This is a genomic window from Xenorhabdus sp. BG5, from assembly GCF_015163665.1.
Taxonomy (GTDB): Bacteria; Pseudomonadota; Gammaproteobacteria; order Enterobacterales; family Enterobacteriaceae; genus Xenorhabdus.
In genome coordinates, this window is record NZ_JADEUG010000009.1 from 42,819 (window position 1) to 54,615 (window position 11,797).

General features: G+C 42.2%; 11 protein-coding genes and 1 pseudogene. 1 reads left to right on the forward strand and 11 read right to left on the reverse strand.

Features of this window, described 5'->3' with window-relative positions; all coding sequences use genetic code 11:
* Nucleotides 1-48: 48 nt before the first annotated feature.
* The 5 genes and pseudogenes from IQ209_RS06785 to IQ209_RS06805 form a co-directional block, all read right to left on the reverse strand.
* On the reverse strand, nucleotides 49-1,257 hold the full coding sequence (locus IQ209_RS06785; RefSeq protein ID WP_193850189.1) for an SGNH/GDSL hydrolase family protein: 1,209 nt from the start codon (nucleotides 1,255-1,257) through the stop codon (nucleotides 49-51).
* A complete protein-coding gene (locus tag IQ209_RS06790) occupies nucleotides 1,244-2,380 on the reverse strand; it encodes an SGNH family hydrolase (RefSeq protein ID WP_193850191.1) in 1,137 nt (378 codons plus the stop codon). Before IQ209_RS06790 ends, IQ209_RS06785 begins: the two co-directional genes overlap by 14 nt.
* Nucleotides 2,367-3,788, reverse strand: a pseudogene (locus IQ209_RS18740) (MBOAT family protein). Before IQ209_RS18740 ends, IQ209_RS06790 begins: the two are co-directional and overlap by 14 nt.
* A 157-nt stretch (nucleotides 3,789-3,945) precedes the next feature.
* Complete coding sequence (locus IQ209_RS06800; protein WP_193850193.1) at nucleotides 3,946-4,719, reverse strand: protein bax; 774 nt, start codon at nucleotides 4,717-4,719, stop codon at nucleotides 3,946-3,948.
* A gap of 636 nt (nucleotides 4,720-5,355) precedes the next feature.
* Nucleotides 5,356-5,691, reverse strand: coding sequence for a DUF3761 domain-containing protein (locus IQ209_RS06805; RefSeq protein ID WP_228005752.1), 336 nt, complete (start codon nucleotides 5,689-5,691; stop codon nucleotides 5,356-5,358).
* A gap of 131 nt (nucleotides 5,692-5,822) precedes the next feature.
* Between IQ209_RS06805 and IQ209_RS06810 the strand changes: the two genes are divergently transcribed.
* The gene (locus tag IQ209_RS06810) at nucleotides 5,823-6,569 is read left to right on the forward strand and encodes an SDR family oxidoreductase (RefSeq protein WP_193850197.1); all 747 of its coding nucleotides are present in this window, start codon (nucleotides 5,823-5,825) and stop codon (nucleotides 6,567-6,569) included.
* A gap of 128 nt (nucleotides 6,570-6,697) precedes the next feature.
* Here IQ209_RS06810 and IQ209_RS06815 read toward each other — a convergent pair whose 3' ends face one another.
* The 6 genes from IQ209_RS06815 to IQ209_RS06840 all read right to left on the reverse strand — a co-directional run bounded on the left by IQ209_RS06815 (nucleotide 6,698) and on the right by IQ209_RS06840 (nucleotide 11,665).
* Nucleotides 6,698-7,048: a SymE family type I addiction module toxin gene (locus tag IQ209_RS06815; RefSeq protein WP_193850199.1), complete on the reverse strand. Its 351-nt coding sequence runs from the start codon at nucleotides 7,046-7,048 to the stop codon at nucleotides 6,698-6,700.
* Between the two features lie 731 nt (nucleotides 7,049-7,779).
* Nucleotides 7,780-8,358 (reverse strand): TerD family protein, encoded by a 579-nt coding sequence (locus IQ209_RS06820; RefSeq protein ID WP_193850201.1) that lies wholly within the window; start codon nucleotides 8,356-8,358, stop codon nucleotides 7,780-7,782.
* Between the two features lie 49 nt (nucleotides 8,359-8,407).
* Nucleotides 8,408-9,436 (reverse strand): TerC/Alx family metal homeostasis membrane protein, encoded by a 1,029-nt coding sequence (locus IQ209_RS06825; protein WP_193850203.1) that lies wholly within the window; start codon nucleotides 9,434-9,436, stop codon nucleotides 8,408-8,410.
* 27 nt (nucleotides 9,437-9,463) lie between these two features.
* Nucleotides 9,464-9,919: a tellurite resistance TerB family protein gene (locus tag IQ209_RS06830; RefSeq protein ID WP_193850206.1), complete on the reverse strand. Its 456-nt coding sequence runs from the start codon at nucleotides 9,917-9,919 to the stop codon at nucleotides 9,464-9,466.
* A gap of 31 nt (nucleotides 9,920-9,950) precedes the next feature.
* On the reverse strand, nucleotides 9,951-11,078 hold the full coding sequence (locus tag IQ209_RS06835) for a TerD family protein (RefSeq protein WP_193850208.1): 1,128 nt from the start codon (nucleotides 11,076-11,078) through the stop codon (nucleotides 9,951-9,953).
* A complete protein-coding gene (locus tag IQ209_RS06840) occupies nucleotides 11,078-11,665 on the reverse strand; it encodes a TerD family protein (protein ID WP_193850210.1) in 588 nt (195 codons plus the stop codon). Before IQ209_RS06840 ends, IQ209_RS06835 begins: the two co-directional genes overlap by 1 nt.
* Nucleotides 11,666-11,797 lie beyond the last annotated feature (132 nt).

The window sequence follows — 11,797 nt, forward strand, 5'->3', positions numbered from 1 at the left end:
ATAACCGCTTTATTGAAAAACTGTTACGACTTACATAGGGCACTTTAATTATTCAATCAATGCCATAAACTGCGTATAAAGTGCTTCGGCACTGCGTTCATAACCGTCTGCGGAAAGGTGAATGTAATCAGGACGAGCGAGGTTTTGCTGTTCCCATCTTCTGATCGAACATGGCCCACCCATATATTCCCGCCAATCCCAAAACAGGGTACGCTGTTGTTTGGCGACAGTTTGTTGAACCTGAATCACATGATCAAGTAAAGCAGGTTGTTGTTCTTCACAGCTTGCCGCGGTTTTATTTTTCAGCGAATCATTCGGCCCAATCAGCAGGATAACGGCTTGCGGTATGGCTCTGCGGATGTCTTGTATTTTAGCTGTCAAATCCTTCTGATAAGCAACCAAATCCAGTGAATCGTTAAAGGCTTCATTGGTGCCATAGGCGAGAACGACCATATCCGGTTTTATCTGCGCCAGCGTATCAATCCATTGCGGTTGCCATTTATCCAGCATATTAATGGTGGCGCCATTAATCCCCAATGCAGATAACATAATGCCAGGGGTTTGACGTTTTATCAGCCAGCCGCCAATTTTCAATTGTGTATCCTGTGGATAGAGATCAATGGGGAAACTAATGCTCTGTTCTGGTGAGAAATGCCATTCACTTTGTGTTGCGGGTAACTCTATGGTGGTAAATGGCATTTTGATTTGGGTCGCTGTATGGGATTGATAGAGTGCACTCAGCCAATACTTGCCATGAGCAGAGGAAGACTTGATTTGTATCGCACTCCTGGTACTTTCGGGAATGGCGATAAATCCACCCAATGGATAATCAGCCCGATTCTCCTTGCGGCTGCTGGAAAGCCACCAACCGGTTTTATCCTCAGAGAATTGTATTAAGGCGTTACGCTGACCAGGAATGCTCATTGGAGGAATAAAACCTGGCCCTGCGTCACCATAATGATTCTGCAATAAACTGCGCAACTTACCGGTAAAGAAATCGGCAGCTGTGTGTGAATCACCCAATTGTACAAAATGGAGTTGGCGAGTATCATTGTGGCGTAATTTATCTGTTAATAGCGCGAAATTGGGATCACCAAAATTCGTCAATTGTTGTTGACGGTGTATGTGTGTTGTTTGGCGTTCCGATGCAGGCTTAGATTTTTCCCCCTTGCACGATAATAGGCTGATTGAGAGCGCGATAGCCAGACCTGCACCCACTATCCGATAACATCCACGGAACATGTTAACTGGTTGCATTTTCTTTAACTGGCTCCTGAGTAAATGTGATCAATGAAAATAGATAATCCGCAATGGTTTGTTGCCCTTTCAAACTGAAATGAATACCGTCTCCGCTTCGGAGTTTGATGGTGCTGCTGCCATCGCCAATATAGTCTGAATAATTATCCGACTGATATTTGAACATATCATTAACCGCAACATAGATCTCTCCCTTTTTTTCTACTTCAGTTTGATACAATTTATTGAGATAAGACATACTGCTGGAAAGTTTTTTCTGGCGCATATTGGGTGGTCCAACCCAAATAACATCAGCTTGATATTGGCGCGCGTCATTTAAGATGGATTCAATTCTTTGGCGATAAAGATCTTCCCAGTTTTCACTGGCGAATTTCAAATAAGGCCCTCCGTGTCCTGAGGGCATATTCCACGGATCATTTGGGCCTAAAAATATCACTACCAACTTAATATCAGGGTGAGTTCTCAACGCATCGCTAATCGTTTTTGGCCAATCAAAGAAACCAGGATAAGACAATCCTGTACTTTGTTTACTTAAGTTAATACTGGAAATGCCATATTGCTGAAACAGCCGACGTTTTAAATGTGGGGCCACGCCCTGCATCATTGAATCACCGGCAAATAACACCTTATCTTTTATGCCCAGATTAACATGGGTTTTCTGGGCAATTTCAACAACCGGATTTTCTGCTGAACGATTTGGCGGTAAAGAAGACTGAACGAGTTTAATATTTTTGTTCAGTAGCTCAGGAAAGGTGAAAGAGAGATTTTCGATGGGATACACGTAACCTTCCAGAAAGCGCAAGCCAACCTGAAAATCAGGGGGAAATACTGTCTGCCTGTTATCAATATTCATGGCTGATGACGGATTATCCTGATATTTGCCTTGCGCATATGCCATAAAAGTTTTACTGGCAGCAATGGCTCCTTGCTGCACATTATTCCCCAAATCCCACCACGGTTTCCCCTTGAGAGATGCCCAGGGACTATTGCGGTGATATTTCTGTTGCCAGAAATTATCTAACGAACCTTGATTAAGCCAAATTAATATTAAGCTGATCAATGCCACGGTACAAATCGCTTGTCCGACTTTTTTAAGATTAGAGGTAAATTCAGAAGTTGGCATAGATAAATCCTGGCATTCCTGAAGGTGATAAAATAAATACCAAAGTAAGGATCAGGGCTAAGGGAATGGGGTAATAAACCCAGGAAATCAGGCCATGATTTTTTTCAATTTTGTTTCTGAAATTCACCAACCAAGGATAGATAATAAAGAATCCCCAGAAAACCATTAATAGAGAACGGCTGGATAACAGGGATGCAAATGTTTCGCCAGAGAACAATTGATTTAATACCGCCAACGCATCATTAAATGTCGGGCTACGGAAAAAGATCCATGCAAAGCAGACAAAATGGAATGTCACAACACGAGATAAAAATAATGCAATCGGGCTTCTGGCTTGTGGTGCTCTCTGTTTCTTTGAAACAGGGAGCAGGGCATTTTTAATATTTTGCAGAATTAACCCTAATCCGTGAATAGCACCCCAAATAATGAAATTAAGACCAGCACCATGCCATAGGCCAGAAATAACCATAGCGGTGAACATATTCAGGTTCTTGCGGAATACACCTTTTTTGTTACCACCTAATGGAATGTAGACATAATCACGGATGAATGTTGACAGGCTGATATGCCAGCGTCGCCAAAATACCTGTAAGTTTTCAGCCAGATAAGGGGCATCAAAATTACGTGGCACTTTGTAGCCTAATAGCATGGCGATACCTGTGACAAGGTCGGTATAGCCGGAAAAGTTAAAATAGATATTCCAGGCATAAGCATAAATTGCCACAAGGACTTGCCCTGCATGATGGTTAATCGGATCTTCAAAAACAGGATTCACAAGAGACTCAGAGAGCGTAGAACTGAGCAAAAAGAGTTTTACAATGGCGAGAGTAATCAATAATAGCGCCTTCAATGGTTCCAGTACAATTCTGGATGTTGCCTAAATCTGTGGCAGAAAATCTTTGGCTCGATTAATCGGTCCGGCGACAATGCTGGGAAAAAAGCAAAGATACAAAATGACATCAAGCAATGGAGCGGCAGGTAGCTCTTTCTTGCATACTGATACAACATAGCTGACCGAATGGAACGCATAAAATGACAGACCTAGCGGCATCAGCAATTCAAGGACTGGGAGTTCCACGTTGATTTCAACATTAGCTAATGTTTGTTGAATCGACTCTTGAAAGAAAGAGTAATATTTGAAAACAGTGAAACAGCTGAGAAGTCCGAATGTCAGTAGTATAAATATAGCCTTATTGGATAAATAACGACTAAGAATATTCGCCAAAAAGTAAATAAATAGGGTATAGGCGAATAAAATATAGGCGAAATTTGCTGCAAAAGAGAATACAAATAAATAACTCGTTAAAATTAACACGCCATTCTGTAGCCTGGGCGCTTTTTGTAAAAGCCAATAGACAACCAGCAGAATAACAAACGATCCAAGGAACTCAAAAGAGAAGAAATTCATATTAGGCTCTGGTTAACCATTTATCGTTGGGAGAAAGAATGTAATTCTGAAGTGCATTATAGTATGGAATTTGACGATGTTTACAGTAGATAATACAGAGATAGATTATAAAAAAATCCACCTTGTAATTAATACAATGTGGATTGTTGGGAGAGTGTTATTGAATAGCCAATTCTTGCACTTGTGAAATCAGCGCCTTGTTGCCATTAAATACCCGATGTAAATAGCGATTATAGTCAGATCCCAGTTCAGAATAACCATTGAGATTATCAATCAGCTTACTGATATTCAGCGGCTCCTGTGTTGTTCTCTGCTTTGCACGTGAAGAACGCAGTGACTCATAAGCACGGTGCGTATTCAGGTTTTTCATATAGGCAACGACGGAAGCATTAATGGTAGGGTAAACTGAATAACCTTTGACTTTTCCTTTCGTTTTGCCGCAAGAGTTACAACGCATTCCAAACAGATTATTATTTTTTTTGGCAAGCTCTGACGTTCCCCAACCTGATTCAGCTGCTGCTTGCGTAGCAACAAAATGGGTGGGAATAATATCAACCCGGCTTAATAACTTGTTCCAATTGACCTGTTTTGGCGAATTGCAGGTCATTTTGTAATCCATGCAGATCTTTTTTAATAGATTACTATCCTGTACAGACCAATGATGATTCTTTTGGTGTGACAGGAGCCATTTGCGGTCTTGCATAATCTTTTGATTATGCTGATCAATTACAGGGACAATAATATTTAAAAACGCTTTCTTCCGAGGTGTACCTGAAGGGTATTGTCGCAAATCAGGCAAACTTACCTGCATGCCATTGTGAGAATACTCTTGCACTTTTGAGGTACTGGTCGAGGCATGGCTCAGACCGATAAAGATTAATGAGATAAAGAAAGCGAAGACCGCACTTGTCCTCATCGTTAGAGAGGGCATTGCTTCTCCTCTTTTTATTACTCTGGATAAAAATTAGACGAATGTTAGCAGAGCAAACAATATATGGCTACTGTTATTCGTCATTCATAAGTTTAGTTTCTGTAACGAATATTAGCACCCTACTGACAAATATCTATATTTTTTACTTTGTATGGTAAATTAATGTAATGATTATTATGATTTTATCTGGTGAATTGGGTTATCTATGTTACATTTAATAATGCTATATTGCCCGTTTATGTAACTTGATTTAATGAATCATCCTTATTTAACTATATGTTATAATTAAATATTTCCAATTTTAATCCAACTCTCGTTGGCGTGTGCGTTTTTGCTTTATTGTGGGTTGCTGTAAATTATTTTATTGTTTATATTTTATTGCCTGTTTTTCTGGCTTATTTTAAGTTTTTTATCTGAATTTTAGCATGAGAAGTTGAAGTTAATGAAATATAAACGGCAATATTTTTTCTGAAGGAAATATGACAATTAACATCATAATGGTGAAATTATTTCTGATTGGGGAGTAAAGTGTTTTTTATTCATCGTATGACGATTAAGTAATTTAATGAAAAAAACTCAAAAATAATTAGGGAGCCGAAGCCCCCTAATTGTGCATGATGAAAAATCAACGAAACTTTATAGCCATTTAGCAACACCACCGTGGCGAGAGCAAGCTCCTTTACGGGATTTACTCTTGCTATAGCTACCATCTTTGCAAAGAGCCGTATTAGCGCCTTTTTTGGTTGAGCTATTTCTAGTTTTCTTCTTTGATACTTTTTGGTTTTTTACTTTTTTAGTAACTTTCTTCTCGAATGAATTAGCTTTATTTTTTGCTGAATTAACATTTTGCTTTACTGCCGTTGCTGTTTTTGAGGCAGCTTCGGCGGAGGTTGATACTGCTGGTGCTGCAAGTGTTGCACTCGAAAACAACACCAGTAATGCTGCAACGGATAACTTCAAGCTTTTCATCATATGGTTCCTCTGATTAGAGTACTGAAACTCGAAATCTACTCTTGCAGTTTGGAGTATAGTTTTGAATATTGTGATTGCAAATTTTACATAGAGAGTAAAAAAATAACGCAAATCAAATATGGGATAGCATTGTGAAAAAAGTAACGATCATTACTGGTGGTTCCCGTGGTATCGGCAAGGCCACGGCAATTTGTTTGGCAAAACAGGGACACCATATCTGTATTGGCTATCGTAACCGTGAAGACAGTGCTTATGAAGTAGTGGATATGATCCGTGCTCTTGGGCAGTCAGCAATTGCGGTTCAGGTGGATATTGCGGATGAAAATCAAGTGATAGCATTGTTCCAAAGGGCGGAAAAAGAGTTGGGGTATATTTCTGGATTAGTGAACAATGCCGGGATCTTAAAACCTCAAGCTACCATTGAACAGTTGATGGCAGAGCGGTTAAATGAAATTTTTGCCACTAATATCACTGGCGCCTTTCTCTGTGCGCGTGAAGCGGTTAAGAGAATGGCTTTGCGTCACGGTGGGCAAGGTGGAGTCATCGTCAATGTTTCATCCGCTGCCGCTCGATTAGGTTCTCCCCATGAATACGTTGATTATGCGGCATCGAAAGGGGCCATTGATACGCTGACAATTGGGTTGGCGCAAGAGGTGGCTGCGCAGGGAATCAGGGTAAATGCTGTGCGCCCTGGATTCATCTATACCGAAATGCATGCCGATGGTGGAGAGCCTGAACGCGTTGAAAGAATCAAAGATTCCTTGCCTATGAAACGGGGTGGACAACCGGAAGAAGTTGCTCAGGCCATTGCATGGTTGCTATCTGATGAATCGTCATATGTTACAGGTAATTTCGTTGATTTGGCTGGTGGGAAATAGGTTATAGAGTTCGAAATGCTGTTTAAATAAGGCGGCATTTAATATCAGAAATTATAAAAGCCGGAATTCTTCTTAATATTTCTTTCCGGCTAATTAATGGAAGGCTATTTTTGTAGTGACAATTGATTTTAAGCCAATATTTCCATCAATTTCGGTTTTAGAATAATCTTGTCAGGTTGTATTTCAATGTTAATAGGTTGTTCCACTAAGTTGCTGATCGTTAGCCAGTCACCGGCAATATAAAGTTCACCATTTTCACGAATATTGTCGATTCCTTGGTATGGATTGTTTTCCACTTTATTGATTAAATTGGCTAAATCTGCGTTAGGATCAACAAGAGAAATAATAACGCCATTGGAAAACTGTGAGATATGAAATAATTCATTTGCGGTAAATCCAGCATCACTGAGTGCACTGCCGTTCAGTATTAATTCAGGGAAGCCAATGTCAGAATAGCGGAATGAAACATGAAGGCCCATTTGGACGTTCCTTGTGTTATGGATATACTGCGATACGCTATCAGCACTTCGCCCGCACTGCACCGCGAATTCATACGTGTTTTTCATCTAAATAGTGTTCATTGTTAATAATCAATATCTACCCTAGCGGTTAGTTGGCTAATATGCCATCGGTAATGTTGCTCTTTGCGAAGCAACTCGCAAAAAATAACTGGATATTTATCCATTTTGAAATGCATCTCTTAGGTTAGAACAAAAAATAACTCTGTAAATAATTATGTGATTTTTTGTGTTATCAAAGGGATGAATAGAGGATCTTAGTCTGTGGTTTCTTTGGCAGGTTATATTTTTTATCCTGTATCTATTTATAAATATTGACATTATATACTCAATAAACTTCAAGCTGTAATCCGCAAGACGAGGCGAGGCCTTATATTTCCCCGCGCAGCGGGGAAATATAACACGCATCTTGAAGTTGGATTGGTATATGTCGTGAAAATGCTAAAGAGTTTTAAATGAGAATATTAAAATGAAATGCATTTCAAAATCTTTTCGAATTAAAATGGTAGAAATATCCGTATGATAACCCCAGATTTCCAGTGATCAATTTCTGGCTCAGGCTCTGAGTAATGAATTATAAACAAATAGGTAAGACAACAAAAAGCCCTACCGATATTATCAAGCAGGGCTTTTAATTTCAGTGCACCGAATTCAAGCTTTACACTGAAATGCTTAATTGAGTAATACTCAAATTAAGCAGCATTAATACCATATTGGGCACAAACAGAAGCCAGACCACCCGCATAACCCTGGCCTACTGCGCGGAATTTCCATTCTGCATTGTGGCGATACAGTTCACCGAACAGCATAGCGGTTTCGGTAGACGCATCTTCCGTCAGGTCATAGCGCGCCACTTCAACTTGTGTGTCATCGTTAACCAGACGGATGAAGGCACCGGAAACTTGACCGAAGCTCTGGTGACGAGCTTGTGCTTCATGGATAGTTACTACAAACACCACTTTTTCTACGTCAGCAGGCACTTGATCCAGTTTGATTTTCAGTGATTCGTCATCGCCATCCCCTTCACCGGTACGGTTGTCGCCAGTGTGCATGATGGAGCCGTCAGCCGATTTCAGATTGTTGTAGAAAATGAAATCTGCATCACTACGTACTTTGCCGTTTGCTGTCAGCAGAAAAGCTGAGGCATCAAGGTCAAAGTCTTGTCCGTCAGTAGCACGAGCGTCCCAGCCGAGACCGATCAGAACGTTTTTCATGCTTGGCGCTTCTTTGCTCAGAGAAACGTTACCGCCTTTAGAAAGAGATACACCCATTGTTATTTCCTCACTTATTACGTCGTATTGTTATTTAGATTTTACGGAGTTAGCTTGCATTTTCTTTTTGCGGGAACAGCAGGCTGGCAAGAATACCGGCTGCCAGTACGCCAATCACCACAAATAAGCTATTTGTAGCTGAAATTGAATAACCGTGGTGGAATATATGCTCAGAAGCATTCAGACCCAGTTTGATGGCAATAAAGAACAGTAAAACGATTACTGCCTTTTCCAAATGCACCAGATACTTTTTCAATGCTTCAAGCACAAAGTAGAGCGTGCGCAGGCCCAAGATAGCAAACATCATGGCGCTGTACACAATTAATGGTTCCCGGCTGACTGCAATTACCGCAGGTACAGAGTCAAAGGCAAACATCACGTCAGACAGTTCAACCACTGCCAGACACAGCATCAGTGGCGTAGCATAAAGTGCGGCTTTGCTCGCCCAACCCACTTTCACATCGGCGTTTTCTGGTTTAGCCAATTCCTCATCCACTTCCTTTTGGTTCAGTACAAAAGCATGGCCGCGCAGTTTCGGCCAGATTGGGAAGAAACGCTTCACCAGACGGTAGGCAAGGTGCTGTGAATAGTCTTCAATTTCATCGTCATCATCACCGCTTTTCAGCATCATGACCGCTGTCCAGCCAACGATAACCGCAAATATGATTTCAACCCACGGCCCAAGCGCCAGCAGACTTGTCCCAATGGCAACAAAAATACCACGGAAGACAATCGCGCCGATAATCCCCCAATACAGGACTCGATGGCGGTAGCGGTCTGGGACAGCGAACCAGGAAAAAATTGCCATGATGACAAACAGGTTATCGACGGACAGGACTTTTTCCAGTGCATAGCCCGTGACAAACAGACTTGCGGCTTCCGCGCCGTGATGGACATACAGGAATCCCGCGAAAACAAAGGCAATTGCGATCCAGAAAATAGACCAAAGGGCGGCACTACGCAGCGAAATCGGCTTATCATGACGATGCATAAAGAGGTCGATAAAGAGCGCACCAACCGACAGAATAATAAATACAGCAACGGTTTCCATCGGAAAACCAATGTGCGTGGATACCATGAAGTAAGCCTCTTAAATTATCTGCGATTACAGTTCGAAATCAGCCGGTGCAAAGCCAAGGGCTAAGCAAATTTCACGGGCAGCCTGTTTTTCGTTGTTATCAAAGTCACCATCACTTTTGGCGACTGCAATTCCGACGCGCAAAGCAAGCTGCGCCGCTTCCGGTTGCTGTTTCAAAGCCATAATGAATTTCATGGCTTCACCTTTACCAATGTCAGCATCAAACTCATAGCTGCTGACCAGTTTGTTAAAGAATTCGATAATCTCAGCGGTATCGAACACTTTCAGCTCAGGAGAGTTTTTGATGAACCCGATCATTTTCTGCTTTTCTTCTGAACTGACGCCATTACTCGCCATGGCAACGTGTGCACATACTGCTACCGTACCTTCCATGAACTTTCTGTTCTTGAAGCGACTAACTTGGGTGGTGAGTTCTTCGCGGCCTGCGTTGAACGCTGATTTGATTTTGTTTAAAAAGGACATCAGTCCCTCCGCTTATTGGTAAAATAGAAAGTTATTTCTTGCCGGATGTCCAGCTAAAACCCCAGCCAAACGCCCTGTCCATCTCTTTATGCCCGCTGAAGTATTGATTAATGCGTTCTACTTTGATGGCGCCGTTTTCATTGACAAGGCGGGCAATGGCACACATGCCTTTGTGGTTGTTGCCTTCTGTCATCCGCGTTTCAATCGGGGGCTGGTCAGGGACATAAATTGTGACTATACCGTCGGTTTTGTCCCAACTCGGCACGCCCTCGTAGATAAAGGCGTAGATCAAAACTTCACGGAGGTTTTTCCATTCAACCCCATTGACGTGGAGCCATTCACCATCACGTACTTGACCGGTGCGATCGTCCCCCTGTAATTCTACATACGGTTCATAACGGTAATTGCCAAAGCGATTCCCCAGTGCTTGTATAACGTCTTTCTCTCCATCTTGCAGTCTAACGAATGCACCGAGATCCAAATCCACGTTTTTGTTTGCACCGAACATGCCTTGCAATAGGCCTCTTGAGGAGGCAGCGTTTTGACTCCAGTTCAGATTGATGCGAATTTCACCGTAGTTGTCGCGTTTGCTAAGGCTGATAGTCGGTTTTTCTTTGGTCAGAGAAACCTTACTCAAATTAACGGTATTTGGTGCTGGCTCATCATCAATAATATCTACGCCAAAATGCTCAGCCAGTGGTTTGAGACCGCCATTAAAGCCTTGGGCAATAAAACGGAATTTCCATTCACCGTTCCGACGATACAGTTCGCCGAGGATCAAGGCAGCCTCTGGACGACCTTGTACTTCAACATCTCCCTGCAAAATCACGCTGTTGTTCAGTTCAACCCGAATGGAAAGGTTGCGCAGATTGGAAATCGTTTGATTACCGTCGCAAGTCGCGGTGAACGCGACTTTCTGGACATCCTGGCTTAATGCAGGCAAGTTGACACTGAATGAGGTATTGATATTACCGCCAGTCAGGCGGATGGTGTTGTCATCATTGACCGGCTGACCGTAGAACACCATATCTGGATCACCCTTCACTTTGCCCTCTGCATACAGACGGAAAGCAGAAACATCAACGGCTGAACCCGATAGCACCCGCACAGTCAGCGTTTGGTTGGGAACAGAGGCGTTGCCCCCAGGCGTCAGATTCATTAGCGCACCACCGTTTCAACGATCTGTGGATACATCGCGTCAATAGTACGTCCAAGGCAAGGGACGCCGTGTGCCGTGAAATCCCACTGACCACCGTTGCGGCGCAGGGAAGAGATAATAATGCCAGTGTGGGCACCTTGCTCATTCAACTGATAGCGAGCCAGCTCTTTGCCGTTTTGGTCAACGACACGACAGAAGGCATTTTCAATGTCATTGAAGGTTTGTCCACGGAAACTGTTAACAGTAAATGCAAGGTATTCGACATTGGTGGGAAGTTTGATTAGATTGACGCGGATAACTTCATCATCCCCATCACCTTCACCAGTCAGGTTGTCGCCAGTGTGTTGTATAGAACCGCATTTTGATTTCAGTTGGCCGAACCACACTGTATCGATGGCATTGCCAGATTTATCAAGCAGAACGCAGCTTGCATCCAGATCAATTTCATCACTGCCACCGCCGAATAAACTCGTCAGAAAGCCTTTCTTCTTGGTCACAGGATCCCATCCCAGACCAAAATCCATTTTAGCCAGTGATGCGCTCTGTTTGGCGAGCGAAACTGACTGGTTTTTGCTTAACGAAACCATTAATGACACCTCTATTCTGTTTGTCGGTGAATCACGGTAATTTCACGTATTAAAAAATCATAATATGACAAATAGATAACTTAAATCTGTCATATTATGACTCCCGTAAACAGGTCTATCTGGCTGTTAACT